The organism is Streptomyces sp. SAI-170 (assembly GCF_049739565.1).
In the GTDB taxonomy this organism is placed as follows: domain Bacteria; phylum Actinomycetota; class Actinomycetes; order Streptomycetales; family Streptomycetaceae; genus Streptomyces.
On sequence record NZ_JBMGQD010000001.1, the window covers coordinates 5,013,345 to 5,039,767 of the forward strand.

Consider the following 26,423-nt stretch of genomic DNA (forward strand, 5'->3'; position numbering starts at 1 on the left):
GCCCCGGGATCGATCCCGGGGCCCTTCGGCGTCTGTGGCGCGCTCACCGCGGTCTCACCGCAGTTTGCGCGCTGCCCTCCTCAGGTCGTACTCGTGGACGAGTGCCTTGGCGTGGCCGTACGCGAGGTTGTACTCGTGGCGCAGCCAGCTGACCTTCTCCTCGAAGCGGAAGAGGGAGGGGCCTTCCTCGACGGTGCGCAGCCAGTCGGAGACTTCACGACCGGTGCAGTGGGGGATGCGGGCGAGCAGGTTGCGGTGGGTCTCCTCGGAGAGGACGTGGGACATCGGCGCCTCCGGATGCAATGGGGTGTAAGCCGGTCCTTCAGGTCACCGTGCCTGAGTGTTCGCGTGTTGGCAACAGTCCTGCCGCGGCGCGTAGTCTCGCGGGGTGGTTGATACGACGGGACTCGTCCGGGCCGTGGATCAGTTCGCCGACCGGTTGCGGGCGGCGCCGCAGTCTCGCCTCCAGCGGGGTGCGGCTGCGGAGGCGTTGCAGTTGGCCCGCGCACTGGCTCGGTGGGCGCAGGAGGTCGAGGCGCCGGGGGCTGTGCCTCGGGAGATGCCGGATGCCGGGATGTTCGCCGCGGCCGATCAAGTGACCGTGGCCGCGCGGGATCTGGCCGTTGTGCTGACGAGCGACGCGGAGGTCGCCGCGGCGGTGCGGCTCGTTGAAGAGGCGCAGAAGCGGGCGGGTGTCTGAGCGCCGTTCGCGTCTTACCGTGCGTCGTGGCTGGTCGCGCCCGCGCGGCGGAGCCGCATATCGATACAGCCCCGCGCCCCTGGGGGCATGCAGTTCCAGCGCCCTGAAGAGCTACAGGGACGCTATGACCCTGTCCGCCAGGACGTAGACGTTCTCTTCGCCGCACTGGAACGTCAGGGTGTACGCGCCCGAGATGCCGGAGCCGCCGAGGAGGCGGGGCGTCTCGCCCTCGGTCAGGGCCTTGGCGAGGCGCTCCGCGGTCTCCTTGTGGCCCGGGGTCATGCACAGGGTGGTGCCGTCGGCGAAGACGTAGACGTCGAGGGTGCCCAGGGGGCCGGGGCGGACGTCGGTCAGCTCCACGCGGGAGGTCGCGAGGTCCTCCAGGGTGGTGATGGTGCGCTCGTGGTCGCCCATCACGGGCGAGGCGACCGGGACGAAGTCCGGGTGCGAGGGGTGGCGGCGGCGGGCCGCGGCCAGCTCCGGGGACTCCCCGGCGAACTCGTCGCCGGGCTCGGTCACCGGCTCCAGCGGCTCCAGGCCCACCAGATCGGCCTGGCGGGGCAGGAACAGGTCGCTCTCGGTCAGACCGAGCAGCGAGGGCGCCTCGGAGGCGTCACGGGCCTCCTGGGCGGCCCAGAAGGCACGGGCCTCGGCCAGCTCGCGCTCGCGCTCCTCGGCGAGAGCCTCGGCGACGGCGGCGCGTATCTCCTCGGCGTCGGCCGTGGAACGGGCGGCGGGCACGAGGGCGCGCACGGAGGCGCGGCCCTCAGCGAGCTCGGTGCGCAGGGCGGCGACCTGACGGCGCAGCCCGATGAGGGTGCGCAGGACGGCGACGCCCACGGCGCCGGTGGCGGCCGTGGTGACCAGCAAGGCGATCGGCATGGCGCTCACTGACGTACTCCCGGTTCAAAGTCGACCCCCGACTTCCTACATCAGCTTGAAGGGCGGACTATCCAGCTGTCAGTGCGTAACGTCACGAAACGGACAGGTCTTTGGGCCCGGGGTCAGGTGTCGAAACCGCGCTGAGCTGCGTGAATCCCCTGGGGACGGAGGTAGGTCACATCCTGAGGGAGATTGGATCACAAATCGGCCCGGTGTCCGAGTGGTTCTCGGACTCCGGGCCTGATCGTGACGGTGGGTGCCCTCGCGGTCACCCCAAGTCTCTCAGCTCAGACGCTCGATGACCATCGCCATGCCCTGGCCGCCGCCGACGCACATGGTCTCCAGACCGAACTGCTTGTCGTGGAACTGCAGGGAGTTGATGAGCGTGCCGGTGATCCGGGCGCCGGTCATGCCGAAGGGGTGGCCGACGGCGATGGCGCCGCCGTTGACGTTCAGCTTGTCGGGGTCGATGCCCAGGTCGCGGTACGACGGGATCACCTGGGCGGCGAACGCCTCGTTGATCTCGACCAGGTCGATGTCGTCGATGGTCAGGCCGGCGCGGGCGAGGGCCTGCTTCGACGCCTCGACCGGGCCGAGGCCCATGATCTCGGGGGACAGGCCGGAGACGCCGGTCGACACGATGCGGGCGAGCGGGGTCAGGCCCAGCTCGCGGGCCTTGGTGTCGGACATGATCACCAGGGCGGCGGCGCCGTCGTTCAGCGGGCAGCAGTTGGCCGCGGTGACCAGGCCGTCGGGGCGGAAGACCGGCTTCAGGCCGGAGACGCCCTCCAGGGTGACGCCGGCGCGGGGGCCGTCGTCCGCGGAGACGACCGTGCCGTCCGGGAGGGTCACCGGGGTGATCTCCCGCTCCCAGAAGCCGTTCTTGATGGCCTGCTCGGCCAAGTTCTGAGAACGGACGCCGAACTCGTCCATGTCCTGGCGGGTGACGCCCTTGACGCGGGCGAGGTTCTCCGCGGTCTGGCCCATCGCGATGTAGGCGTCCGGCACGAGGCCGTCCTCGCGCGGGTCGTGCCAGGTGGTGCCCTCCTGCTGGGCGACCTCCGCGGTGCGGGCCTCGGCCTCGGCGAAGAACGGGTTGTGCGTGTCGGGCAGGCTGTCGGAGTTGCCCTTCACGAACCGGGACACCATCTCGACGCCGGCCGAGATGAACACGTCGCCCTCGCCGGCCTTGATGGCGTGCAGGGCCATGCGGCTCGTCTGCAGCGACGAGGAGCAGTAGCGGGTGATCGTGCAGCCCGGCAGGTGGTCCATGCCCATCTGCACGGCGACGATCCGGCCGAGGTTGTTGCCCTGCTCGCCGCCGGGCAGACCGCAGCCGAGCATCAGGTCGTCGATGTCGCGCGGGTCCAGCTCGGGGACCTTGGCGAGGGCGGCCTGGATGATCGTGGCGGTGAGGTCGTCCGGGCGCAGGTCCTTGAGGGAGCCCTTGAAGGCGCGGCCGATGGGGGAGCGGGCGGCTGAGACGATCACGGCTTCGGGCATCACGGCTCCAGACGACGTCGGATGGGGTACTCCGGCGAAATTACCGGTACGTAGGGGGCGTGGTCATCGGGATCGCTGTGTGATGCGGGCCTCTTTTCCAAGCGCTTGCTTAGTGCACGTCCGGCGTCGATTTCGGCTTGCGGACCGTGGTCGCCTTTCGCGCCCACGCGGCGGAGCCGCATATCGATACAGCCCCGCGCCCCTCAGGACGCCACAGTGGGAGCCTGTTCCGGCTCTTGGAGCCTCCGCCTCCTGCGGCGCTTCAGCAAGGCCCATGGGCCCCGCGGCCCCGCCGGGATGGCGGCCGCCACCTCTGTGCCGGCCTCCGAGGCGGCCGCGGCCGCGGCCTTGGCGACCGGCAGGAAGCCCTCGCGGCGGGTGAGGTCGGGGCGGTCCTCGTCGGCGGGCCACAGGCCGAGAGCCGCGCAGACCGTCGGCAGGACGGCCATGGCGGCGGTGGCGTAGCCCTCGGCGGAGGGGTGGTAGTGGTCGGGGCCGAACAACTCGCGCGGGTTCGCGGCGAACTCGGGGCCCAGCAGGTCGCCCAGGGACACGGTCCGGCCGCCCTGCTCCACCACGCCGATCGTCTGCGCGGCGGCCAGCTGCCGCGAGGCCCGCCGTGCCAGCCAGCGCAGGGGCTGCTGCACCGGCTCGATCGTGCCCAGGTCGGGACAGGTGCCGACCACCACCTCGGCGCCGGCCGTACGCAGCCGTCGTACGGCCGTGGACAGACAGCGCACCGAGCGGGTGGGCGGCATGCGGTGGGTGACGTCATTGGCGCCGATCATGATCACGCAGACGTCGGGGACGCGGCCGGGGTCCGACAGGGCGAGCGACACCTGCCGGTCCAGGTCGTCGGAGCGCGCGCCCGGCAGGGCCACGTTGCGCAGATCCACCGGCCGCTCGGCGACCGCGGCCAGCCCGGAGGCCAGCAGCGCGCCCGGTGTCTGGCCGGAGCGGTGGACGCCCTGGCCCGCCGCCGTGGAGTCGCCCAGCAGCGTCAGCCGCAGCGGCGGCTGCCCCGGCACCGTGTACCCGGCGCCGTACAGCCCCTGTGCCTTCGGTACATGCGGCACCGCGCCGTTGCCCACGTGCCGCCTGGCCAGCCGGACCTCCGCCAGCAGCAGCCCGACGACAGCCACGCCGGCCAGACCGACACCGCCGCCCCCGTACGCCGCGCCGGCCGCGATACGCCGGGCCACCCTCGCCCTCGACATGCTCGTCATGCGTCGCCGCCACCTCCTCGTACCCGTACACCCACTCCTTGCCCCGTACGGACCGTCGGCCAATCTCAACGGGGAGTGAACGACCCTCGGGGGCCGTAGGCTGGCGGCACATCACGACCACCCTTTTTGCGGCATCCGGAGACAACGGTGCGATTCCACGACTCGATGATCAGCCTCGTCGGCAACACCCCGCTGGTGAAGCTCAACAGCGTGACCAAGGGCATCAGGGCGACCGTCCTGGCCAAGGTGGAGTACTTCAACCCCGGCGGCTCGGTGAAGGACCGGATCGCCCTGCGGATGATCGAGGCCGCGGAGGAGAGCGGTGCGCTCAAGCCCGGCGGCACGATCGTCGAGCCGACCAGTGGCAACACCGGTGTCGGACTCGCCATCGTGGCCCAGCAGAAGGGCTACAAGTGCATCTTCGTGTGCCCCGACAAGGTGAGCACCGACAAGATCAACGTGCTGCGGGCCTACGGTGCCGAGGTGGTCGTGTGCCCGACCGCCGTCGCCCCCGAGCACCCGGACTCCTACTACAACGTCTCCGACCGCCTCGTGCGCGAGACGCCGGGCGCCTGGAAGCCGGACCAGTACTCCAACCCCAACAACCCGCTCTCCCACTACCACTCCACCGGCCCGGAGCTGTGGGAGCAGACCGAGGGGAAGATCACGCACTTCGTGGCGGGCGTCGGCACCGGCGGCACCATCTCCGGCACCGGCCGCTATCTGAAGGAGGCGTCCGAGGGCCGCGTACAGGTCGTCGGCGCCGACCCGGAGGGCTCGGTCTACTCCGGCGGCTCCGGCCGTCCCTACCTCGTCGAGGGCGTCGGCGAGGACTTCTGGCCGACCGCCTACGACCGTGACGTCGCGGACGAGATCGTCGCCGTGTCCGACAAGGACTCCTTCCAGATGACCCGCCGCCTCGCCAAGGAGGAGGGCCTGCTGGTGGGCGGCTCCTGCGGCATGGCGGTCGTCGCCGCGCTGAAGGTCGCCGAGCGCCTCACCGAGGACGACGTGGTCGTCGTCCTGCTGCCGGACAGCGGCCGCGGCTACCTCAGCAAGATCTTCAACGACGAGTGGATGGCCGACTACGGCTTCCTGGAGGACGCCGGCTCCAGCGCCCGCGTCGGCGACGTGCTCAGCGACAAGGAGCACGGCGCGATGCCGTCGCTGGTGCACATGCACCCCGAGGAGACCGTCGGCCAGGCCATCGAGGTGCTGCGCGAGTACGGCGTCTCGCAGATGCCGGTCGTCAAGCCGGGCGCCGGTCACCCGGACGTGATGGCCGCCGAGGTCGTCGGCTCGGTCGTCGAACGCGAGCTGCTGGACGCCCTGTTCAACAAGCGCGCCTCGCTGGAGGACCCGCTGGAGAAGCACATGTCGGCCCCGCTGCCGCAGGTCGGCTCGGGTGAGCCCGTAGGCGACCTGATGAACGTGCTCGGCCGGGCCGACGCGGCGATCGTCCTCGTCGAGGGCAAGCCGACCGGTGTGGTGAGCCGTCAGGACCTGCTGGCCTTCCTGGCGAAGTCCGGGAAGTAGCGGCGAACGTGCGGTGAACTGCCGGAGAACCGGCGCCACTTGCCGGCCATCCGGCGTGCCGCCGGACTTCGCGGAAGTGGTACGAGCGCGTCACGTCCGCGCAGCACCCGCTTAACACGCGTCCGGCACAGTAGTGGTTGTCGGCAGGGAGGGAGCGGCTCCCCTCCCGGGCCGGCGCCGAACGGCGCCTAGGACCTCCGGAGCGGCTCCCGGACCTCCATGGACGCCACGGACGCGAACGCCCTATGCGGCCAGCGTCCCTCGCGGGGACCGCCGTCGTCCCGCCCCCCGGCAACGGGGGTGCGGCGGTCCCCGCGCAAGCCCCCCTTTGCGCCTGAACCGGCGCCGCTCTCGCGGACGTGGTCGCTCGCCGTCGTGGTGCCTCAATCGATGGCTGCGACCGTCCTCGTTCAAAACGCGGTCAGCCGTGCCAGGTGTCCTCGTCGTCATTTCCCCGCCGCCTGAACAGGCCCGGGTTCATGCGTACCGCCTGTACGACGTTCACGCCGACGATGCCCGCCCAGGCGATCAGCAGACCCGACAGGCCGGCGACGCCGCCGCCGATGGCGGACAGCGGGATCGCCAGCACCAGCGAGACGATGCCGAAGCCGTAACGCTCGCCCCAGGAGTCGGTGCCGCCCGGCGTCCGCGTGTCCCGGGCCGCCGCCATCTGCTGCTCGGCGAGCTGCCGACGCACCCGGCGCTCCACCGCGCCGTCGATCCGCTCGTCGACCTTCTCCAGGAACGACTCCACCAGCGCGGACTCGTACTCCTCACCCAGCTCCCTGCGGGCGTGCAGCGTGGCGTCGAGTTCCTTCTTCAGGTCGGTGTCCCGCCCGTCCATTCCGCTCATGCCCTCCACGGTAGGAACCGGGCGGGGGTTGCGCATTGGGGGTAGCCCCCGGTTCCTTTCTGGGGTGGGCCGGGGGAGAGCGGCGACCCGGCCGTCCGTGTCGCAGGCGTGAGACGGCACTTGCCCGGCTGCATAAGAGCATGCAGAGTTCTTGACAGCTGAATATCCCGGACCTGGGAAGCGTCCAGGACCTCTGGAGGGGGAAGCCCGTCATGAGCGTGACCGACAGCCCTGCTGCCCGACTGCAGGCGCTCTTCGAGGGGCACCGGCTCACGCCCACCCAGCGTCGCATCGCGCACAGCATGGTGCGGCGGGCCGCCGACGTGCCGTTTCTGTCCAGCGTGGAACTCGCCGAGCTGGCCGGTGTCAGCCAGCCCTCCGTCACCCGCTTCGCCGTCGCCCTCGGCTTCGACGGCTACCCCGCGCTGCGCCGCCATCTGCGTGAGGTGGCCCCCGCCGAGCCCTCCGCGGACGCGGCCGTCGCCAATGAGTACCAGCAGGCCGTCGAGGCCGAGATCGCGAACCTCCGGCATCTCGCCGACGCCCTCGCCGACCCCGCCCCCGTCGCCCGCGCCGGCCGGGTGCTCGCCGCCTCCCGCCCGCTGCCCGTCCTCGGCCTGCGCGCCGCCGCCGCCCAGGCGTACGGGTTCGCCTACTTCGCCGCCAAGGTCCACCCCGACGTACGCCTCCTCGACGAGGGCGGCACGATGATCCACGACCGTATCGACGCCGCCGTGCACGCCGGTGCCACCGCCCTGCTGTGCTTCGCGCTGCCGCGCCATCCCCGCGAGGTCGTCGACACCCTCGCCTACGCCCGCGAGGCGGGACTGACCGTGGTCACCGTCGCCGACTCCGCCTTCGCGCCCGTCGCGAAGGTCTCCGACCTGCTGCTGCCCGCCGCCGTCGGCACCGGGCTCGCCTTCGACACGGCCTGCGCGCCGATGCTGCTGGGGCGGGTCCTGCTGGAGGCGATGGCCGACGAACTGCCCGACGCGCAGGCCCGGTTGGAGGAGTTCGACGCCAAGGCGGCAGCACGGGGGCTGTTCGTCGACTGACTCTTCTCACGTTCGTCTCAGCTTCGCCCGCTACTCTGCCCGGCCGACACCAGTGCGCCGAGGCGACGAGGAGGCGGAACGTGGCGCGTGCAGGTCGTGGAGAGCGTGGAGGTCAGGGACTGGCCAGGGTGGCCGCCGTCGTACGGGCGGGAGCCGCGCCCCTGTGGTGGCTGGGGGTTCTCGCGGCGGGGGCCGGGGTGTGCGTGCCCGGGCTCACGGGACGGCGGATCGGCGTCCTCGCCGGGGCCGTGGCGTTCCTTGTCGCGGCTGCCGTGGTCGCGGTCGTGCGCAGACGGCGTCACGCGGCACTGGCCGAGGCGGCCTCACGAGCCGGGCGATACGACATCCTGCAGGACCGCGCGGTGACGGTGCGGGAGTGGCGGCGGGGCCGCCGGTGGTGGCTGCTGCTGGCCTTCCTCGTCGCGCTGGGCAGTGCCTGGGTGATTCCCGCCGCCGGAGGGATGCTGCTCGCCGGGTGCGGGGCCGGGCTGTGGCTGAAGTCGGCGTGGTTCCGGCGGCGGTTCGAGCGGGACGCGTTGTTGTGGGTGCCGGTGGGGAAGGGCGCGGCCGAGTACCGCACCACCGGGGTCGCAGCGGGGCGCTGAGGAGCCTCACATCGACGTCAGTGCCGAGGCTTGGGCTCCTCCTGACTCCGCCACTATCTCCTGCAGCGTCTGGGCCCTTCGTACGGTCGCGAAGGCGGTGTTGCCCTCCCTGTCCGTGGCGAAGCCGTAGATCGGCGGACGGGCCAGGGAGTTGTAGGCGTAGTGGTGCGCGAAGTAGTACGCGCCGGTGTCCAGGGCGGCGGCGTAGTCGCCCTGGTCCAGGCGGGGCAGGGGGTAGGCCGCGGCGAGGAGGTCGCCGGCGAAGCAGGCGGGGCCGGCCACGTCCTGGGCGACCGGGGGGCCTTCCTTGGGGCGGCCCTTGGGGTCGTAGGCGGCGATGCGCAGGGGCCAGGAGGCGGGGGCGTAGACGGTGCGGGTGGCGACCTGCACGCCGGCGTGGGTGACGGCGACGGGGCGGCCGCCCGCGGTCTTGGCGTACTCCACGCGGGCCACGATCGTGCCGTGCTTGGCGAGCAGGGAGCGGCCGAACTCGGTGACGAGACCGTAGCGGCCGTCGAACAGGCCCGGCACCACCTCGCGCAGCAGCCGGGCGTACTGGGCGTAGGTCGGGGTCGTCGTGTCCGAGGTGAAGTTCACCGGCAGGCCGCCGCCGATGTCGATCGTGTCGATCTGGGGCCGGCCGATGCGCCGGTTGATCTCCTCCGCCAGCGCGTACGCCTCCGCCACGCCCTTCGCCATCAGGGACAGCGGGATGCCCTGCGAGCCTGTGTGCGTGTGCAGCCGGGTCAGCCAGGGCCGGCGGCGGTAGGCGTCCACGACCCAGTCGCGGGCGCCCTCGTCCCGCAGCGCCACGCCGAACTTCGAGGTGGGCGTCGCCGTCGACAGCGCCTCGATGGCACCCCCGCCTACCTGCGGATTGACCCGGATACCCAGGGGTGAGCGGCTGGGGGCCGACCGCATCAGGGCGTCGATGCGGTCCAGCTCCTGCGGGTTGTCCGCGTTGACGGCGATGCCCAGCGCGAGCGCCTCGCGCAGCTCGGCCGGGGTCTTGGCGGGGGAGTCCAGCACCGTGTCCTTCGGCGGCACCCCGGCCGCGCGGGCCAGCGCCAGCTCGCCCGGACTGGCCACCTCCGCGCCGATGCCCTCGGCGTGCAGCAGCCGCAGCACCGGCACCAGCGGGGACGCCTTCACCGCGAAGGCGTGCAGCACGGGCGTGCCCGGCGCGACCGCCGCGTCGAACGCCGCCCGCAGCTCGGCCGCCGAGTCCCTGATGCCGGCGACGTCCAGCAGCCCCACGATCGGTTCCTCGGCCCCGAGCAGCCCCCGCTCCACCGCCGCCCGCACGGCCTCGTCCCGCCGCAGCACCCGCTCGTCGTCGGCGTCGACGGTGTCGATGGCGTCGACGGTGTCGTGCCGGTGGGTGGGCCGTGGGCCTTCGGTGCCCGGCGCCTCGTCCCGGCGGGCTGCCCGCTCGGCGTCGGGGTCCACGGGGTCGTGCCGGTGGGGTGCCCGCGCGCTGCCCGGAGCTTCGGCGCGGCGGGGCGCCTGTTCGGCGCCGGGGCGGTGGGTCGCCCGCGGGCCGTCGAGGTCCATGGTGTCGTCGTCGTGACCGCCCATCTTCACGTCGTCCCCCGTGATGTCGCCGCTGCTCCCGGCATTCCCTGCCCTGTCGATGCCGGGGTCCATACATCCAGCCAAACATCTCCGGCGCGGCCACGCGGGCAGACCCATGTATTGACTAGTTCTATTCAGGAGGTCAGGATGTGAATAACAGATGCAACATTCCGCAGGGAGCACAGCCACCTAGGAGGCAGACCATGTCAGGACCCCGCCCCGTCCGAGCGCCGCGCGGTACGGAACTGAGCGCCCTGGGATGGCAGCAGGAGGCCGCCCTGCGGATGCTCCAGAACAACCTGGACCCCGAGGTCGCCGAGCACCCCGACAAGCTCGTCGTCTACGGCGGCACCGGCAAGGCCGCCCGCGACTGGCGCTCCTTCGACGCCATGGTCCGCACCCTGCGCACCCTCAAGCAGGACGAGACCATGCTGGTCCAGTCCGGCCGCCCGGTCGGCGTCATGCAGACCCACGAGTGGGCCCCGCGCGTCCTCATCGCCAACTCCAACCTCGTCGGCGACTGGGCCAACTGGGAGGAGTTCCGCCGCCTGGAGGCCCTCGGCCTGACCATGTACGGGCAGATGACCGCCGGCTCCTGGATCTACATCGGCACCCAGGGCATCCTCCAGGGCACCTACGAGACCTTCGCCGCCGTCGCCGCGAAGAAGTTCGGCGGCACCCTCGCCGGGACCATCACCCTCACCGCCGGCCTCGGCGGCATGGGCGGCGCCCAGCCCCTCGCCGTCACCATGAACGACGGCGTCGCCATCTGCATCGACTGCGACCCGCGCGCCATCGACCGCCGCATCGAGCACCGCTACCTGGACGTGAAGGCCGACAACCTCGCCCACGCCCTCCAGCTCGCCACCGAGGCCCGCGACGCCCGCCGCCCGCTGTCCATCGGCCTCCTCGGCAACGCCGCCGAGCTGCTCCCGCAGATGCTCGCCGAGGGCGCGCCCATCGACATCGTCACCGACCAGACCTCCGCCCACGACCCGCTGTCCTACCTGCCGGTCGGCGTGGCCTTCGAGGACATGGCCGACGCCGCCGCCAAGGACCCGGCCGGCTTCACCACCCGCGCCCGCGAGTCCATGGCGCGGCACGTCGAGGCCATGGTCGGCTTCATGGACGCCGGCGCCGAGGTCTTCGACTACGGCAACTCCATCCGCGGCGAGGCCCAGCTCGCCGGGTACGACCGCGCCTTCGCCTTCCCCGGCTTCGTCCCCGCCTACATCCGCCCCCTCTTCTGCGAGGGCAAGGGCCCCTTCCGCTGGGCCGCCCTGTCCGGCGAGGCCTCCGACATCCACAAGACGGACAAGGCGATCCTCGAGCTCTTCCCGGAGAACGAGTCCCTGCACCGCTGGATCAAGATGGCCGGCGAGCGCGTCCACTTCCAGGGCCTGCCCGCCCGTATCTGCTGGCTCGGCTACGGCGAGCGCGACAAGGCCGGCGAGCGCTTCAACGACATGGTCGCGAGCGGTGAGCTGGCGGCTCCCCTGGCGATCGGCCGCGACCACCTCGACTGCGGCTCCGTCGCCTCCCCCTACCGCGAGACCGAGGCCATGCTCGACGGCTCCGACGCCATCGCCGACTGGCCGCTGCTCAACGCCATGGTCAACGTGGCCTCCGGCGCCTCCTGGGTCTCCCTCCACCACGGCGGCGGCGTCGGCATGGGCCGCTCCATCCACGCCGGCCAGGTGACGGTCGCCGACGGCACCAAGCTCGGCGGCGAGAAGATCCGCCGCGTCCTCACCAACGACCCCGGCATGGGCGTCATCCGGCATGTGGACGCCGGCTACGACATCGCCGAGTCGGTCGCCGACGCCAAGGGCGTGCGCGTGCCCATGCGCGAGGGTGACCCGGCGTGACCTTCCACAGCATGTGGGCGGAGCTGCTGCCGGTCGGCCGCAGCTCCGCCTCCGGCGGCTACCGCCGCTTCGCCTGGACCGGCGCCGACACCGACTGCCGGACCTGGTTCCAGGAGCAGGCGCAGGCCCGCGGCCTGACCTACGAGGTCGACCGCAACGGCAACCAGTGGGCCTGGCTGGGTGATCCCGCAGCCGGGGACGCCGTCGTCACCGGGTCCCACCTGGACTCCGTGCCCGACGGAGGCGCCTTCGACGGACCCCTCGGCGTGGTGTCCTCCTTCGCCGCGCTCGACGAGCTCCGCGCGCGGGGCGTCGCTCTCGCCAGGCCCCTCGCCATCGTCAACTTCGGCGACGAGGAGGGCGCCCGCTTCGGGCTCGCCTGCGTCGGGTCCCGGCTCACCTCCGGGGCGCTCACCGTCGAGCAGGCGCACCGGCTCACCGACGCCGACGGCATCACCCTGCCGCAGGCCATGGAGGCCGCCGGGTACGACCCCGACGCCATCGGTCCCGACCCCGAACGCCTGGACCGCATCGGCGCGTTCGTCGAGCTCCACGTCGAGCAGGGCCGCGCACTCGACCTGACCGGGGACGCCGTCGGCATCGCCAGCGCCATCTGGCCGCACGGCCGCTGGCGGTTCGACTTCCGCGGCGAGGCCAACCACGCCGGCACCACCCGCCTGGTGGACCGCCGCGACCCGATGCTGTCGTACGCCGACACCGTGCTCGCCGCCCGCCGCGAGGCCGAACTCGCCGGAGCGGTCGCCACCTTCGGCAAGATCGCCGTCGAGCCGAACGGCGTCAACGCCATCCCCTCCCTGGTCCGCGGCTGGCTCGACAGCCGGGCCGCCGACCAGGACACCCTCGACACCGTCGTCGGCGGCATCGAGAAGGCCGCGCGGGAGTACGCGGACCGGCACGGCGTCGACCTCGACATCGTGCGGGAGTCCTTCACGCCGGTCGTGGAGTTCGACCACGCCCTGCGCGACGAACTGGGCCGCATCCTCGGCAAGGACAGCGACCTCACCGTCCCCGTCCTGGGCACCGGCGCCGGACACGACGCCGGGATCCTGTCCGGGCGCATCCCGACCGCCATGCTGTTCGTACGCAACCCCACGGGCGTCTCGCACTCCCCGGCCGAACACGCCGCCGAGGACGACTGCCTGGCCGGGGTGACCGCGCTCGCCGACGTACTGGAAGGACTGGCCCGCAGGTGACCAAGGGGACCTACTGGTTGGAGCACGCCTGGCTCGGCGACCGGGTCGAGCCGGGCGTGGCCGTGGACGTGGCCGACGGACGTATCGCCGCCGTACGCACGGGCGTGGACGCGCCGCCCCAGGGCGCCGACATCCTGCGCGGGCTGACCCTGCCCGGGCTCGCCAACGCGCACAGCCACGCCTTCCACCGGGCCCTCAGAGGCACGGTCCAGGTCGGCAGCGGCACTTTCTGGACCTGGCGCGAGGTCATGTACGCGGTCGCCGACCGGCTCACCCCGGACAGCTACCACGCCCTGGCCCGCGCGGTGTACGCCGAGATGGCCCTCGCCGGCATCACCTCCGTGGGCGAGTTCCACTACCTCCACCACGCCCCCGGCGGCACCCCCTACGCCGACCCCAACGCCATGGGGGAGGCGCTGATCGAGGCCGCCGCCGAGGCCGGGATCCGGATCACCCTCCTCGACACCTGCTATCTCTCCTCCGGCTTCGGCGAGGCCCCCGACCCCCACCAGCTGCGCTTCTCCGACGGGACCGCCGAGGCCTGGGCCGAACGCTGTTCAGTTCTCAAGGAGCGGGATCACGCGCGGATCGGAGCGGCGATCCACTCGGTGCGGGCGGTCCCCGCCGGGCAGCTCGCCACGGTCGCGGCCTGGGCGCAGGCGCGGCGGGCCGCGCTGCATGTGCACCTGTCCGAGCAGACCGCCGAGAACGAGGCCTGCCTCGCCGCCCACGGCCGCACGCCGACGCAGCTCCTCGCCGAGCACGGGGTGCTGGGGCCGCGCACCACGGGCGTCCACAACACCCACCTCACCGACGAGGACATCGCCCTCATCGGCGGCACCTCCACCGGCACCTGCATGTGCCCGACGACCGAGCGCGACCTCGCCGACGGCATCGGCCCGGCCGTGGCCCTTCAGCGGGCGGGCTCCCCGCTCTCCCTCGGCTCCGACAGCCACGCCGTCATCGATCTGCTCGAAGAGGCCCGCGCGATGGAGCTGGACGAGCGGCTGCGCACCCGCACCCGAGGCCACTGGACGGCAGCCGCCCTGCTGCGCGCCGCCACCGCCGACGGCCACGCCGCCCTCGGCTGGGACGAGGCCGGACGCATCGAGCAGGGCGCGCTCGCCGACCTCACCACCATCGCGCTCGACTCGGTCAGGACAGCGGGACCGCTGCCCCGGCTCGGCGCCGAGACGGCCGTATTCGCGGCGACGGCAGCGGACGTCCGGCACACGATCGTCGCAGGACGGCACGTCGTACGGGACGGGGCGCACACGCGTGTGCCCGATGTGCCGCAGGCGCTGGCCGCCGCCGTCGCAGCCCTGCGCGACTGATCCCCGTATCCGAAGCCCACGCCCATGCCCACGAGGACACGACGATGAGCACCGTCATCACCAACATCGCCACGCTGGTCACCAACGACCCCTCCCTCGGTGACGGCTCCCCTCTCGGACTCATTCGCGACGCGGCCCTCGTCATCGACGGCGACCAGGTCGCGTGGGCCGGTGAGTCAAGCAAAGCACCCGCCACTGACAATCGGGTCGACGCCGGCGGCCGGGCCGTGATCCCCGGCTTCGTCGACTCCCACTCGCACCTGGTGTTCGCGGGCGACCGCACCGAGGAGTTCAACGCCCGCATGTCCGGGCGCCCCTACAGTGCGGGCGGCATCCGTACGACGGTCGCGGCGACCCGCGCCGCCACGGACGCGGAACTCGAAGCCAACCTCACCCGTTTCCTGGACGAGGCCCTGCGCCAGGGCACGACCACCTTCGAGACCAAGTCCGGCTACGGCCTCACCGTCGAGGACGAGGCCCGCGCCCTGCGCATCGCCGCCCGGCACACCGACGAGGTCACCTACCTCGGCGCGCACATCGTCTCCCCCGACTACGCCGACGACCCGGCCGGATATGTCGCCCTGGTCACCGGCGAGATGCTCGACGCGTGCGCCCCGCACGCCCGCTGGATCGACGTCTTCTGCGAGAAGGGCGCCTTCGACGGCGACCAGGCCCGCACGATCCTCACCGCGGGCAAGGCGAAGGGCCTGCTGCCCCGCGTCCACGCCAACCAGCTCTCCTACGGACCCGGCGTGCAGCTCGCCGTCGAGCTCGACGCGGCCAGCGCCGACCACTGCACCCACCTCACCGACGCCGACGTGGACGCGCTCGCGGGCAGCCGTACCGTCGCGACCCTGCTGCCCGGCGCCGAGTTCTCCACCCGCGCCGAGTGGCCGGACGCGCGGCGGCTGCTGGACGCGGGCGTGACCGTCGCGCTGTCCACGGACTGCAACCCCGGGTCGTCGTTCACCTCGTCCGTGCCGTTCTGTATCGCGCTCGCCGTACGGGACATGCGCATGACCCCCGACGAGGCCGTCTGGTCGGCCACCGCGGGCGGGGCCGCGGCCCTGCGCCGCGACGACATCGGCCGCCTCGCCCCCGGCGCCCGCGCCGACCTGGCCCTCCTGGACGCGCCCAGCCACGTCCACCTCGCCTACCGGCCGGGGGTTCCGCTGGTCAGCGCGGTGTGGCGCAGCGGCGTACAGGTGGTGTGACCGCGGCGGTACGGCTCACCCGTACGGCCCACCCGTACGGGTCACGCGGCCCGGCCCGCCCGCCAGCGTTGCTCCGCGCCCCCGTCGATCCAGCCCAGCCACACGCCGTCGCCGCCGGTGGCGGTCACCGCGGTGTCCGGGTCGATGTAGGGGCGGATCCGGCCCTCGCCGTCGATGGAGAACATCAGGTTGACGCCGTTGCGGCCCCACACCGAGTCGCAGGACCAGATGCCGACGCCCCGGTCCGTCGAGCCGCGGCTGTCGAGGCAGAAGTCCTGGTCGGCGTACGACTGCAGGACCCGGCGCTCGGCGTCGTAGCGCCACTGCTGGGTCGGCGAGCCGGAGCAGGCGGCGGTGATCACGTCGACGCCGTCCTCGAACCAGCCGTCGCGGACGTCCAGGCACCGCCCGGTGGCGGCGTTGATCACCTGCGCGAAGGTGCCGTTCGGGGGAGACGGCGGCTTGGGTGCCGGCGTGGCCGTGGCCGTGGGTGGGGGCTTCGGGCGTGCGGAGGTGCGCGAGGGCGTCGGGGTCGGTGTGGGCGACGGCGACGGCGGCGGTGACGTGCGCGTCTTCGAGGGCGACGGGGACGGGGACGGGGTCACCGACACCGTCGCGGTCACCGTCACCGGCGGTGGCGCGGGCGGGGTGCGCATGGTCTGCGAGGCGGCGTTCTCCGCGGGCGGGTCGCCCGGGGACAGCAGGAAGACCAGCAGCGGCACCATGGCCACCCCCAACGCGGCCGAGGCCAGCGCAAGCCGCCGAGCCGGCGGCCACGCCTGCACCGCGGCCCCTGCCCCGGCCCCGAAACCCAACCCGCCCCGGGCCGCCCGCCCCCAGGCAGCCCAGTCGGCCGCACCGGCACCGGCCGAGAACCCACCCGCCGCCCGCCGATCCCCGGCTCCCCGGCTGTCGCGCTCCGCAGCGGCAGAGCCTTGCCCTGCCGCGCCTGCCCGGCCTGAGGCCTCCCAGGCCCCGCCGCCGGCACTGGCCGACAGTCCACCCGCCGCCGACCGAGTCCGGGCTGCCCGGCCCGAGTCACCTCGGCCGCGGGGATCCGCAGCCGCAGGGCCGTGCCCGGCCTCGCCCGCCCGGCCCCAGGTCCCCCAGTCCCCATCCCCGGCACCGGCCGACCGGCCCGAGGCAGCCCAGTCGCCGCGGTCCGCAGCCGTAGAGCCTCGCCGGGATTGGTCTGCCCGGCCCGACGCAGCCCAGTCGCCGCGGTCCGCAGCCGCAAACCCCTGCCCGGCCTTGCCTGCCTGGTCCCAGGCCGCCGATTCATCCCCGGAACCGGCCGACCGGCCCGAGGCAGTCCAGTCGCCGCGGTCTGCATCCGCAGAGCCGAGCCCGGCCTCGCTGGCCCGGCCCCAGGCCCCCCAGCGCCCATCCCCGGCACCGGACGCCCGGACCGAGGCAGTCCGGTCGCCGCGGTCCGCACCCGCAGACCCCCGTCCGGCCTCGCCCGCCCCGCCCCGGGCCCCCCAGCCCCCACCACCGGCATCGGCACCGGAGCCGTGCGTTACCGCCCCGCCCCCGGCCGCCCCGCCCAGGGCCGCCCAGCCAGCCTCGTCCGCTCCGGCCCGGCCGCCCCGGACCGTCCGGCCGCGTCGGCCGCCGCGTCGCCGTCCGGCGCGGTCGCCGCCACCGGTGGCGCGTCGGACGCCGCCCCGGTCGGTCTCCTCACCGGCCGCCCCGGGCTCACCCGAAGAGGCACTCCCCACCGAGGCACTTCCCCCCGAGGTACTCCCCGCCAGGGCACGGCCCGTCGACACACCGCCCACGGCATGGGCCGCCGCCGCGCTCGCATACGCCGCCCCGCCCCACACCATCAGCCCCTCCGCAAGAGCCAGGCGCGGGGTGTCGCGCAAGGTGCACTGCTCCTCGTAGGCCGTGGTGCAGTGGGGGCAGTGGGCCATGTGGGTGGCGAGGTCGGGGCTGTGGCGGGGGGAGTCGGGGCGGACGGACTCCTCGATCAGGCGGCGGAAGTCCTGGCAGTCGGGGTCGTCGGAGTCGGTGAGGCGGGTCTGGAGAGCGGACCGGGCCAGGGCCTGGAGTGCGGGGGCCGTGCCCCAGGTCACGTCCGCGGGGGTGACGCCGAGCAGCAGCGCGGTCCGCTCCTCGGGTTCCTGCTCGACCAGGCCGTACCAGAGCAGGCCCTGGGTGCGGGGCGGCAGGCTGCGGAACGCCCGGAGCAGGGCAGGGGCGGGGGCCGCTGCCGTCAGGGTCGGCAGCAGGGCGGCGTCGAGTCCGGCGGCGCGTTCGTCGGTGGCCCACTGCGCGGCGACCTCGCCCACCAGGAGCAGCAGCCGGTGGCGTACGGGAGTGCCCGGGTCGGTGCCGCGGGCGGCCTCGCGGGCCGCGGCGGTGAAGGCGTGCGCGGCCAGCTGGCGGGCGGCCGTGTCGCTGGTGGTGCACAGACGGGCGTACGTGAGGACGGACGCGCGATGCCGGGCGCGCAGCTCCTGCAGTGCGGGATAGGCGGTGACGCTGCGGGTGCGCAGCAGTTCCGTCAGCCGGGTGTCCGGCGCGCTCGCGTACGCGCTGTTCACGGCCCCGGCATCGTTGTCGGTTCCCTCGGCCCGCGCCATTCGTCCGCCTCCTCGCAACCCCGTCGGCTCCCCGCCAAGTCACTTACGTACCGGTCGGTTTGGGGGTGCCCATAGTGGTGGAAGCGGGTCGGTGGGAAAAGACGTTTCCTGCGGTAACAGGGAGACGGAAAGGCGCGGTCCGGTAACGGCCGCGGGGGCGGTCCGACATGTCGAACCGCCCCCGGGAAGTCGTACGAGGGGAGCCGTCACTCCTCGACGGTGAGCCCCTTGCGCAGCCGTCCCAGCGTGCGGGACAGCAGGCGGGAGACGTGCATCTGGGAGATTCCCAGCTCCTCGCCGATCTCCGACTGGGTCATGCCCGCCACGAAGCGCAGGGACAGGATCTTCCGGTCGCGCGGCGGGAGTTCGGCGATCAGCGGCTTCAACGACTCGACGTACTCGATGCCTTCGAGTCCGTGGTCCTCGTAGCCGATGCGGTCCGCGAGGGCACCCTCGGAGTCGTCCTCCTCGGGCTGGGCGTCGAGCGAGCTGGCGGTGTAGGCGTTGGAGGCCGCCATGCCCTCGACGACCTCGTCGTGGCTCAGGCCCAGATGCTCGGCGAGCTCCGGCACCGTCGGCGCGCGGTCCAGCCGCTGGGCCAGCTCGTCCCCGGCCTTGGCCAGGTCCAGCCGCAGCTCCTGCAGCCGGCGCGGGACGCGCACGGACCACGAGGTGTCGCGGAAGAAGCGCTTGATCTCGCCGATGATGGTCGGCATCGCGAAAGTGGGGAACTCGACGCCGCGGGTGAGTTCGAAGCGGTCGATCGCCTTGATCAGGCCGATGGTGCCGACCTGGACGATGTCCTCCATCGGCTCACTGCGGGAGCGGAACCGGGAGGCGGCGAACTTGACGAGCGCCAGGTTGAGTTCGACCAGGGTGTTACGGACGTACGCGTATTCGTGCGTGCCTTCCTCGAGGGACTCCAGCCGCTCGAAGAGGGTCTTGGACAGGGCCCGCGCGTCGACCGGACCCACTTCTTCGTATGGGGGGATCTCCGGAAGACCGGCGAGCGCGTCGCCCGCGTCGGTCGTCGGGTCGATGGGATCCAGATGTTCCGGAGCGGTTGCCGACGTCGCTGTGGGGGTACGCGAGGCGTCGAGCCGGGGTGACATGATGTCCTCCATCGTTCTCGGCATATGGCTGCCGAAGCCAGTACGTGCACTGCGGTGTGCGGCGCCTCCAAAGCCGGCCGTGTCGGTTACGTGTCCTTACTAGCCCTACCCGCTTTTCAACGACCGCCGCAAGTGCGTTACCTGGGCATATGTCCGTTTCGTGGTGGTTGTTCGGGTGTCAGAGTGTGTGATGAAGGCGTAGGGTTCGAGGACGTCAGTCAGTAGCCACGACCTCGGGAGAGAGACGGCATGGACCACGGGACGGTCGGCAGCGCTCGATCTGGCCGGCTTCTGGTGGAAGTGCGGCAGGAAGGTTCCAGTGCCGTCGTGACACCGGCGGGTGAGCTCGATCACCACACCGCCGACCTGTTGCGCGAACCACTCGAGGACTGCCTCGCCAAGGGGCTCAGCCGCCTTGTCGTCGACTGCTCCCGGCTCGAGTTCTGCGACTCCACAGGGCTGAACGTCCTGCTCGGTGCCCGCCTGAAGGCGGAGGCCGCCCGGGGCGGGGTGCACCTCGCCGGGATGCTGCCGGTGGTGGCGCGGGTGTTCGAGATCACCGGCGCGGACGCGGTCTTCACTGTGCATGACACCCTGGAAGCGGCCCTCGCCGACGAATCCGGCTGATCCGGAAACAGCGGGTGTTCCGCCGCGCCGCACGGGCAGGAGACCCCCTGAGCGTGTCGGTGGCGACCACCGAGGTGCGGTCCTACTGAAGTGACTCTTGAATCGTGATCTGGTGAATCGGTGAGGTGAAGCGCTGATGAGCACCACCCGGCCATACTCGCCGGGCTCCGAGGAGCCCAGCGGCGCTTCCGGGGGGTCCGGGGCGCCCGGGGCCTGTGAGGGAGGCCGGCAGGTGCGCCGGCTGGACTTCGCGGGGCAGGCCGGCGTCGTGCCGCTGGCCCGCGACTTCGCCCGTCAGGCGCTGTACGCGTGGGGCTGGCTGCCGGCCGCGACCGCGGACCAGCGGGCCGCGGCGGAGGATGTCCTGCTCGTCGTGTCCGAGCTGGTCACCAACGCGTGTCTCCATGCGGAGGGCCCGGCCGAGATGTGGATCGCCTGCGACGACAAGGTGATCCGGGTCGAGGTGGCGGACCGGGGGGCGGGGCAGCCGGCGCCGCGTACGCCGCATCGCGCTGCGCGGCCTGGGGGGCATGGGATGTTCATCGTGCAGCGGCTTTGTCTGGACTGGGGCGTTGTTCGGATGCCTGGGGTTGCCGGGAAGACCGTGTGGGCCGAGTTGGGGGCTCCCGCCTAAGCGCCGTTCGGGCTTGCGTTGTCTTGCGGGTGCGGCTACGTCGTCGCTTCTCGCGCCGTTCCCCGCGCCCCTAGGTTCCTCCTCTTCCCTCTTTTTGCATGCGGGCGTACCTTGACGGCCGATCTGATGCTCCGTCAGGAAATGGGGTACGCCCATGCCGTACCGGAAACGAGTCGTTGCCGTCCTGGCCGGAACCGTGGTGATGGCCGCTGCCCCCGGGGCTCGGGCCGAGGTCGTGAATGTCGACTACCAGTGCAAGACGCCGATCGGGGACAAGAGCGCGGTGTCGCCGATCGACATCAAGGGCGTGCGGAGCGGCGGCGGTTACCGGCTCACCATGTCGTGGCAGAAGGGCGTCTCCTCCAGCCCCATCGAGCTGGGCAAGGGGGCGATGAACCCGAGCGCCACGATCAGGGTGGGCGGCGCCGACAGCGGGACCCTCACGGTCACCGGGCCCGCCAACCAGGCCGCGATCCCGGCCGACACCCCGATCAAGATCAACGACCTGAGCGGCACCTATACGCCGCGCAGGTCCGGCAAGGTCACCTTCACCGCGGGCGTGCTGACCATCAAGGCGCTCGGTACGACGACGACCTGCACGCCGACCAACAACCCCGGGCCCTCGCTCACCCTCGACGTGACGGCAGCGGGCGGCGGCGCCCCGCAGGGCGAGGACTCCCAAGGCTCCGGCGGGGACTCCAAGGGCTCCGGCGGCGGTGGGCTGCCGCAGACCGGCCCCGCCGACTCCGCCCTCGCCCTCGGCACCCTCGGCGGCACCGTCCTGCTCACCGGCGCGGCCGGCGCCCTGTGGCTGACCAGGCGGAACGGCATGGCACGCGCCCGCCGCTGACCCCTTCGGGCCCTTGGGGCACGACCGCTGGAGCCGCCGATGCCGTACGCCGCCGTACGCCTCCTCCCGCCGACCCTCGCCCTGCTGGTGCTCGGCGTCACCCCCGCCTTCGCCGCCACCGGCTGGTCCGCCGCGCCCTCCGGCGGTCATCGCCCTGCCCTGTATGCCGAGGGCGTGCCCGGCGCGGTCCTCCAGGACACGGTGTCCGTCACCAACCGAGGTGCCGAACCGGTGACGGTACGGCTGTCCGGCCGAGGTGTCCCGACCGGCCTGACCTTCGCCTTCGCCGCACAGCGCGTCCATGTCCCCGCCCGCACCCGGGCCGAGGTGCCCTTCACCGTGGCGGTCCAGGCGGACGCGGCCCCTGGTGACAGGACCGGCACGATCACCGTCCGGGGCGGTGACGGGCGTACGGTGCGGGTGCCGCTGCTGGTCAGGATCGGAGGGCCGCGGCTGTCCGCGCTGAGCGTGGAGCATGTCGACGTCCGCGCGGGCCGCATCGCGTACGAGCTGGTCAACCGCGGCACCACCACCTTGGTGCCGCGTCTCGCCGTGCACGCGGACGGACTGCTGGGCCCGGTCCTCGACCGCGCGCCGCGCACCCTGCCCCTCGAGCTCCCGCCCGGTCGCCGCGTGAAGCTCAGCGAGCCCTGGCCCGAGCGGCCGGCGCTGGACGCGGTCGAGGTGCGGCTGACGGTCACCGCGGCGGGCGGCGCCCGGGACACCGCGACCGCGCGGGCGAGGTTCGTGCCGTGGACGGCCGCCGCCACGGCGGGTGCCGGGGGAGCGGTGGCGGCCGGCGCCCTGGTCGTCGTACGACGTCGCAGGCGGCGCCAATCCGCTGCGGCTGAGGGGGTGTCGGCGTGAGGGTCGTCGTACTGGCGCTGGTGGCCGCCCTGTTGGTGCCGGGCGGCATCGCGGACGCCGCCGAAGGGCCTGTCGTGCGGCTGTCCAAGTCGCAGGCAGGGACGGGTGGTTCGATCACGGTCTCCGGCAGCGGGTGGCGGCCGAGGGCGCTGCTGATGATCCTCGTCTGCGGTCAGGCGGTGCCCTCGCGGGGCGTTCCCGGCGGCACCAACGCCTGCGCGAACGCCGACGGCAGGGCCGTCACCACCGACGCCGAGGGGCGTTTCGAGCGCCGGCTTCCGGTGGCCGAGCCGCCGGTGCCGTGCCCGTGTGTGGTGCACGTGGCGACGGTGACCGGGCCGAAGGCCCAGGCCGACGCCGTCTTCCAGGTCGCCGGGCACGCGGTCGAGCCGTTGCCGGCCACGGCCGGCGGGGGCCGGCTGTCGGTCCTCACGGACACCCGCCTCGACGGCTCCGGCGGGCTGCTGACCTGGTTCGGGGCGCCACCTGCCCGCACCCTCGTCTTCACGGTCGGCAATGTGGGCACCTCGGCGGTCGAGGACCCCGTCTTCCAAGTGGGCACCGCACACGGCGTGTTCGCCCCGCAGTGGGAGGAACGGCCGTGGCGCGGCACGATCCGACCGGGCCGCCGCGCCCGCGTCGAGCTGCCGGTGGAACTCGCCGCCGGGGCGCACGGCGACTACACCGTCTCCCTGAAGTACGGCGGCAAGGTCATGGCCGAACAGCCCTGGGCCGTCGGCCGCCCCTGGGGCGTGACCCTGTTCTGGATCCTGGCCGGTCTCGTCGTACCGGCCGCGGTGTTCCGGGCCGGGATGGCCCTGGTGGATCGCGTACGGCCGCGCGGTCCTGCCGTCCGGCGGCGCGTGCGGCCGCCCGGTGCCGGGGCCTCGGGCGCCTCGGTCCTGGCCCGTGTCCCGGTCCCGCGCCGGCCCCGGCCCCGCCCGCCGGCCGCATCGGCCCCCGCCACGTTGCCGTGGTTCACCCCGGACGCCGGTCCGGGCGCACTCTCCGCACCGCACGACGACGACCCGCCGAGCAGGAAGGGAAGCACGTGAACGAGCCGAGGAGAGTCATCCGGGGGGCAGGCCGTGGTACGGCCGCGATCGCGGGCGCGGGCCTGCTGCTCGCGCTGGCCGCCGCTCCCGTGCGGGCCGCGGAGGTCTCGTACGCCACCGAGTGCGTGCCGCCGGCGATCTCGGGGCTGCCGCCGGTCCACGGCACCACCAAGGTGCAGATCACCGCCCCGGCCACCGCGAAGGTGGGCGAGGAGGTCGAGGTGGTGTGGAAGTTCGTCCAGGCCGCCTCCAAGAACCCCGACCTCATCGACCTGCCCGCCGACTCCGTCCAGCCGAGCGGCACCCTCAAGGTGTCCGGCGCCCAGACCGCGGCCCTCGCGATGCAGGGGCCCCGCAAGAACCCGCCCATCCCGAAGGGCGGCGCCATGGTGCTGTCCGACATGAAGGGCACGCTGAAGCCGACCGCCGCCGGTGAACTGACGCTGACACCGGACGCGTACGCCATCAACGCCATGTCGACGGACACCAAGTGCACACCGGAGGCTGCGGTGTCCGCGGCCGCGACGATCAAGGTGACGGAGGGCGGAGGCGACCCCGGCACACCGACCCCGACGCCCACGCCCACGCCCACGCCCACGCCCACGCCCACCCCCACCCACACTCCGAGTCCGACGCCGACCGTGCGGCCGACCCCGAGCCCCACGCCCAGCGCGCCCGCCTCTGACTTCAAGGGCAAGGAGGTCCAGGTCCCGTACGCCTGCAAGACCCCGATCGGTGACCGCAACGCCACCTCGCCCGTGCAGATCGACGCCAAGCGCGACGGCGGGAACTTCGACCTGACCGTGCGCTTCAAGAAGTCCGTCATGGACAGCCCCGCCAACATCCCCAAGGACTCGGTGAAGCCGTCCATGGAGGTCGCCCTCGGCGGCGCCGACCACGGCACGGTCCATGTGGAGGGCCCCACCAACGCCGAGCCCATCGCCGCCGGCGACCCGATCGAGATCCCCGACCTCAAGGGCACGTACAAGCCCGGCGCCGCGGGCAGGTCGACCCTCTCCCCGGGCGTCCTCACGATCGAGGCCCTGGGCACGACGACGACCTGCACCCCGACCAAGTCCGAGGTCTCCCTGACCCTGGACACGACGGCCCAGCCGGGCGGCGCCGCGGGCGGAGGCTCAGGCTCCACAGGAGGCTCGACCACAGGCGGAGGCCTTGCCGACACAGGCGCCGAGAACCACGACACCCTCAAGGCCCTGGGCCTCGTAGCGGGCACGGCGGTACTCCTCGGAGCAGCGACGTTCACCTTCATGCCAGGCCGCAGGACGAGGTAGCCCAAGGGGCGCGGGGAACTGCGCGAGAACCCACGACGAACCCGCACCCGCCGACGCGAAAGCACCACCAACGGCGAGAGGGCCGCTGCATCCCCCTCGGATACAGCGGCCCTCCAGACCAGGACTCGGCCCAAGCGAGCGCAGCGCTAGCGCACGGACCCCATGAGCTCCTTGACCTGCTTGCGGTACATGTGGACCGCCACACCGGCGAGCACCGCCAGCGCGGCCTCGGCCGCCACGACACCGGTCTTGTTCAGGTCGACGCCGTAGGTGGACAGCAGACCCGTGACCGCGTCACCCGCGGTGACCGCGAGGAACCAGACGCCCATCATCTGAGAGGCGTACTTGGCCGGAGCCATCTTCGTGGTGACGGACAGACCCACCGGGGACAGCATCAGCTCACCGGCCGTCTGGCAGAAGTAGATCAGCACGATCCACCACGGCGAGACCTTGCCGCCGTCCGCGGCCACGAGCGGCAGCAGGAAGACGAAGAAGGAGATGCCGACCAGGGCCAGACCGCCGCCGAACTTGACGATCGTGCTGGGCTCCTTGCCGCTGCGGGCGAGGGACAGCCAGATCGCGGCGAACACCGGGGCCAGCGCCATGACCAGGACCGGGTTGACCGACTGGAACCACGAGACCGGGAACTCCCAGCCGAAGACGTGGTTGTCGACGTGCTCGTCCGCGAAGATCGACAGGGTCGAGCCGCCCTGGTCGTAGATCATCCAGAAGACGGCGGCGGCGACGAAGAACCAGATGTAGCCGGAGACGCGGGACTGCTCGACGTCGGAGAGCTCCTTGTCGCGCTTGATGCGCACCAGGACGGTGACCGGGACGATCAGGCCGATGACCATCAGCGGGACCATGACCCAGTTCAGGGTGTAGTGGCCGGTGGTGACGACGATCGTGTAGAAGACCGCCGCGATCAGCATCCAGATCATGGACTTGCGCAGCGTGGAGTTGCGCTCCTCGGTGCTCAGCGGCTTCGGGACGACGCTGGAGCGGTCCGACAGATGACGGCTGCCGATCAGGAACTGGACCAGGCCCAGCGCCATGCCGAGGGCGGCCAGCGCGAAGCCGATGTGCCAGTTGACGTTCTGGCCGACGGTGCCGATGACCAGCGGCGCGGCGAACGCGCCGAGGTTGATGCCCATGTAGAAGACCGTGAAGCCACCGTCGCGGCGCGGGTCGTTCGGGCCGTCGTAGAGGTGGCCCACCATGGTCGAGATGTTGGACTTCAGCAGGCCGGAGCCGATGGCGACCAGCAGCAGACCGAAGTAGAAGGTGCCCGCGGTGGGCAGCGCCAGGACCAGGTGGCCGGCCATGATGACCGAGCCCGCGACCGTGACGGTCTTGCGGGGACCCCAGACACGGTCGCCGAACCAGCCGCCGGGCATGGCGAGCAGGTACACCGTCGAGACGTAGACGGAGTAGATCGCGATCGCCGTGCCGGCGTCCAGGCCGAGCCCGGCGGGGGCGACCAGGTAGAGGGGAAGCAGTGCCCTCATGCCGTAGTAGGAGAAACGCTCCCACATCTCGGTCATGAAGAGGGTGGCCAGGCCGCGGGGGTGGCCGAAGAAGGTCTTCTCGGAACCGGGGGTGCCCGGACGGACCGAGTCCTTCGTCAGGCTGGACGCCATGGGTCGTTCCTTGCTGGTCGGGACGCGCGATTGGAGCGTGCGCGCCCGGTGGGGCGGCCGGCACCGGCGTGATCGGACCGGCCACCCCCACGCCCAGGGGGAGTCCGCTCCGGATCACGGAGCGGTGGACGGCGACCACCGGGATCCACGCCTCGGTGCGCTTCGTCGCGCGTGAGGCCCGGCCACAGGTCAT

General features: G+C 72.6%; 23 protein-coding genes. 14 read left to right on the plus strand and 9 right to left on the minus strand.

The window, feature by feature from the left end; translation table 11 throughout:
- Positions 1-54: 54 nt before the first annotated feature.
- A complete protein-coding gene (locus RKD23_RS22450) occupies positions 55-285 on the minus strand; it encodes a DUF4287 domain-containing protein (protein WP_404042081.1) in 231 nt (76 codons plus the stop codon).
- A 133-nt stretch (positions 286-418) separates the two neighbouring features.
- Here RKD23_RS22450 and RKD23_RS22455 point away from each other — a divergent pair, with 133 nt between their 5' ends.
- Positions 419-700 carry a hypothetical protein gene (locus RKD23_RS22455; RefSeq protein ID WP_424855288.1) on the plus strand — a complete coding sequence of 94 codons (282 nt, stop codon included), beginning with the start codon at positions 419-421 and terminating at the stop codon, positions 698-700.
- Between the two features lie 111 nt (positions 701-811).
- Here the strand turns inward: RKD23_RS22455 and RKD23_RS22460 are convergent, their stop codons facing one another.
- The 3 genes from RKD23_RS22460 to RKD23_RS22470 all read right to left on the minus strand — a co-directional run bounded on the left by RKD23_RS22460 (position 812) and on the right by RKD23_RS22470 (position 4,311).
- The gene (locus RKD23_RS22460) at positions 812-1,582 is read right to left on the minus strand and encodes a hypothetical protein (protein WP_424855289.1); all 771 of its coding nucleotides are present in this window, start codon (positions 1,580-1,582) and stop codon (positions 812-814) included.
- 282 nt (positions 1,583-1,864) lie between these two features.
- Positions 1,865-3,085, minus strand: a complete 1,221-nt coding sequence (locus tag RKD23_RS22465; RefSeq protein ID WP_424855290.1) for an acetyl-CoA C-acetyltransferase — start codon at positions 3,083-3,085, stop codon at positions 1,865-1,867.
- A gap of 203 nt (positions 3,086-3,288) precedes the next feature.
- Positions 3,289-4,311: an SGNH/GDSL hydrolase family protein gene (locus tag RKD23_RS22470; protein WP_424855291.1), complete on the minus strand. Its 1,023-nt coding sequence runs from the start codon at positions 4,309-4,311 to the stop codon at positions 3,289-3,291.
- A gap of 147 nt (positions 4,312-4,458) precedes the next feature.
- Between RKD23_RS22470 and RKD23_RS22475 the strand changes: the two genes are divergently transcribed.
- Complete coding sequence (locus tag RKD23_RS22475) at positions 4,459-5,847, plus strand: cystathionine beta-synthase (protein ID WP_404042086.1); 1,389 nt, start codon at positions 4,459-4,461, stop codon at positions 5,845-5,847.
- Positions 5,848-6,268: 421 nt separating this feature from the next.
- On the opposite strand, the gene RKD23_RS22480 is transcribed toward RKD23_RS22475, so the two are convergent.
- The gene (locus RKD23_RS22480; protein WP_424855292.1) at positions 6,269-6,700 is read right to left on the minus strand and encodes a hypothetical protein; all 432 of its coding nucleotides are present in this window, start codon (positions 6,698-6,700) and stop codon (positions 6,269-6,271) included.
- Positions 6,701-6,912: 212 nt separating this feature from the next.
- Here RKD23_RS22480 and RKD23_RS22485 point away from each other — a divergent pair, with 212 nt between their 5' ends.
- Positions 6,913-7,755: a MurR/RpiR family transcriptional regulator gene (locus RKD23_RS22485; RefSeq protein WP_424855293.1), complete on the plus strand. Its 843-nt coding sequence runs from the start codon at positions 6,913-6,915 to the stop codon at positions 7,753-7,755.
- 80 nt (positions 7,756-7,835) lie between these two features.
- Positions 7,836-8,360, plus strand: a complete 525-nt coding sequence (locus RKD23_RS22490) for a hypothetical protein (RefSeq protein WP_424855294.1) — start codon at positions 7,836-7,838, stop codon at positions 8,358-8,360.
- Positions 8,361-8,366: 6 nt separating this feature from the next.
- On the opposite strand, the gene RKD23_RS22495 is transcribed toward RKD23_RS22490, so the two are convergent.
- Positions 8,367-10,007: a diaminopimelate decarboxylase gene (locus RKD23_RS22495; protein ID WP_424855295.1), complete on the minus strand. Its 1,641-nt coding sequence runs from the start codon at positions 10,005-10,007 to the stop codon at positions 8,367-8,369.
- A 131-nt stretch (positions 10,008-10,138) separates the two neighbouring features.
- On the opposite strand from RKD23_RS22495, the gene hutU reads away from it, so the two are divergent.
- Genes hutU through hutI form a run of 4 tightly spaced genes read left to right on the plus strand, consistent with a single transcriptional unit; the run spans position 10,139 to position 15,565 of the window.
- Positions 10,139-11,803, plus strand: coding sequence for a urocanate hydratase (gene hutU / locus RKD23_RS22500; protein ID WP_424855296.1), 1,665 nt, complete (start codon positions 10,139-10,141; stop codon positions 11,801-11,803).
- Positions 11,800-13,017: an allantoate amidohydrolase gene (locus tag RKD23_RS22505; RefSeq protein WP_424855297.1), complete on the plus strand. Its 1,218-nt coding sequence runs from the start codon at positions 11,800-11,802 to the stop codon at positions 13,015-13,017. Before hutU ends, RKD23_RS22505 begins: the two co-directional genes overlap by 4 nt.
- Positions 13,014-14,351: a formimidoylglutamate deiminase gene (locus tag RKD23_RS22510; protein WP_424855298.1), complete on the plus strand. Its 1,338-nt coding sequence runs from the start codon at positions 13,014-13,016 to the stop codon at positions 14,349-14,351. The genes RKD23_RS22505 and RKD23_RS22510 overlap by 4 nt, the downstream gene beginning before the upstream one ends.
- Positions 14,352-14,395: 44 nt before the next feature.
- A complete protein-coding gene (gene hutI, locus RKD23_RS22515; RefSeq protein ID WP_424855299.1) occupies positions 14,396-15,565 on the plus strand; it encodes an imidazolonepropionase in 1,170 nt (389 codons plus the stop codon).
- A gap of 41 nt (positions 15,566-15,606) precedes the next feature.
- Here the strand turns inward: hutI and RKD23_RS22520 are convergent, their stop codons facing one another.
- Complete coding sequence (locus RKD23_RS22520; RefSeq protein WP_424855300.1) at positions 15,607-18,153, minus strand: ricin-type beta-trefoil lectin domain protein; 2,547 nt, start codon at positions 18,151-18,153, stop codon at positions 15,607-15,609.
- Positions 18,154-18,359: 206 nt separating this feature from the next.
- On the minus strand, positions 18,360-19,265 hold the full coding sequence (locus RKD23_RS22525; RefSeq protein ID WP_424855301.1) for an RNA polymerase sigma factor SigF: 906 nt from the start codon (positions 19,263-19,265) through the stop codon (positions 18,360-18,362).
- A 249-nt stretch (positions 19,266-19,514) separates the two neighbouring features.
- Between RKD23_RS22525 and RKD23_RS22530 the strand changes: the two genes are divergently transcribed.
- The 6 genes from RKD23_RS22530 (at position 19,515) to RKD23_RS22555 (ending at position 24,590) form a co-directional block, all read left to right on the plus strand.
- Positions 19,515-19,892, plus strand: a complete 378-nt coding sequence (locus RKD23_RS22530; RefSeq protein ID WP_424855302.1) for an STAS domain-containing protein — start codon at positions 19,515-19,517, stop codon at positions 19,890-19,892.
- A gap of 136 nt (positions 19,893-20,028) precedes the next feature.
- Positions 20,029-20,526, plus strand: a complete 498-nt coding sequence (locus RKD23_RS22535) for an ATP-binding protein (protein WP_424855303.1) — start codon at positions 20,029-20,031, stop codon at positions 20,524-20,526.
- A 154-nt stretch (positions 20,527-20,680) separates the two neighbouring features.
- On the plus strand, positions 20,681-21,376 hold the full coding sequence (locus RKD23_RS22540) for an LPXTG cell wall anchor domain-containing protein (protein ID WP_424855304.1): 696 nt from the start codon (positions 20,681-20,683) through the stop codon (positions 21,374-21,376).
- A 39-nt stretch (positions 21,377-21,415) separates the two neighbouring features.
- Entirely contained in the window at positions 21,416-22,243 is an 828-nt protein-coding gene (locus RKD23_RS22545) for a hypothetical protein (protein WP_424855305.1), read from the plus strand.
- A complete protein-coding gene (locus tag RKD23_RS22550; RefSeq protein ID WP_424855306.1) occupies positions 22,240-23,298 on the plus strand; it encodes a hypothetical protein in 1,059 nt (352 codons plus the stop codon). The genes RKD23_RS22545 and RKD23_RS22550 overlap by 4 nt, the downstream gene beginning before the upstream one ends.
- Complete coding sequence (locus RKD23_RS22555) at positions 23,295-24,590, plus strand: hypothetical protein (protein WP_424855307.1); 1,296 nt, start codon at positions 23,295-23,297, stop codon at positions 24,588-24,590. Before RKD23_RS22550 ends, RKD23_RS22555 begins: the two co-directional genes overlap by 4 nt.
- Positions 24,591-24,736: 146 nt before the next feature.
- Here the strand turns inward: RKD23_RS22555 and RKD23_RS22560 are convergent, their stop codons facing one another.
- Complete coding sequence (locus RKD23_RS22560) at positions 24,737-26,230, minus strand: peptide MFS transporter (protein ID WP_424855308.1); 1,494 nt, start codon at positions 26,228-26,230, stop codon at positions 24,737-24,739.
- Between the last annotated feature and the right edge of the window lie 193 nt (positions 26,231-26,423).

Excerpts from the sequence above, each read along its gene's own strand:
- RKD23_RS22450 (WP_404042081.1), bottom strand. The coding sequence starts at position 285 with ATGTCCCACGTCCTCTCCGAGGAGACCCACCGCAACCTGCTCGCCCGC.
- RKD23_RS22460 (WP_424855289.1), bottom strand. The coding sequence starts at position 1,582 with ATGCCGATCGCCTTGCTGGTCACCACGGCCGCCACCGGCGCCGTGGGC.
- RKD23_RS22465 (WP_424855290.1), bottom strand. The coding sequence starts at position 3,085 with ATGCCCGAAGCCGTGATCGTCTCAGCCGCCCGCTCCCCCATCGGCCGC.
- RKD23_RS22470 (WP_424855291.1), bottom strand. The coding sequence starts at position 4,311 with ATGACGAGCATGTCGAGGGCGAGGGTGGCCCGGCGTATCGCGGCCGGC.
- RKD23_RS22480 (WP_424855292.1), bottom strand. The coding sequence starts at position 6,700 with ATGAGCGGAATGGACGGGCGGGACACCGACCTGAAGAAGGAACTCGAC.
- RKD23_RS22485 (WP_424855293.1), top strand. The coding sequence starts at position 6,913 with ATGAGCGTGACCGACAGCCCTGCTGCCCGACTGCAGGCGCTCTTCGAG.
- RKD23_RS22495 (WP_424855295.1), bottom strand. The coding sequence starts at position 10,007 with ATGGACCCCGGCATCGACAGGGCAGGGAATGCCGGGAGCAGCGGCGAC.
- hutU (WP_424855296.1), top strand. The coding sequence starts at position 10,139 with ATGTCAGGACCCCGCCCCGTCCGAGCGCCGCGCGGTACGGAACTGAGC.
- hutI (WP_424855299.1), top strand. The coding sequence starts at position 14,396 with ATGAGCACCGTCATCACCAACATCGCCACGCTGGTCACCAACGACCCC.
- RKD23_RS22520 (WP_424855300.1), bottom strand. The coding sequence starts at position 18,153 with ATGGCGCGGGCCGAGGGAACCGACAACGATGCCGGGGCCGTGAACAGC.
- RKD23_RS22525 (WP_424855301.1), bottom strand. The coding sequence starts at position 19,265 with ATGTCACCCCGGCTCGACGCCTCGCGTACCCCCACAGCGACGTCGGCA.
- RKD23_RS22530 (WP_424855302.1), top strand. The coding sequence starts at position 19,515 with ATGGACCACGGGACGGTCGGCAGCGCTCGATCTGGCCGGCTTCTGGTG.
- RKD23_RS22535 (WP_424855303.1), top strand. The coding sequence starts at position 20,029 with ATGAGCACCACCCGGCCATACTCGCCGGGCTCCGAGGAGCCCAGCGGC.
- RKD23_RS22540 (WP_424855304.1), top strand. The coding sequence starts at position 20,681 with ATGCCGTACCGGAAACGAGTCGTTGCCGTCCTGGCCGGAACCGTGGTG.
- RKD23_RS22545 (WP_424855305.1), top strand. The coding sequence starts at position 21,416 with ATGCCGTACGCCGCCGTACGCCTCCTCCCGCCGACCCTCGCCCTGCTG.
- RKD23_RS22560 (WP_424855308.1), bottom strand. The coding sequence starts at position 26,230 with ATGGCGTCCAGCCTGACGAAGGACTCGGTCCGTCCGGGCACCCCCGGT.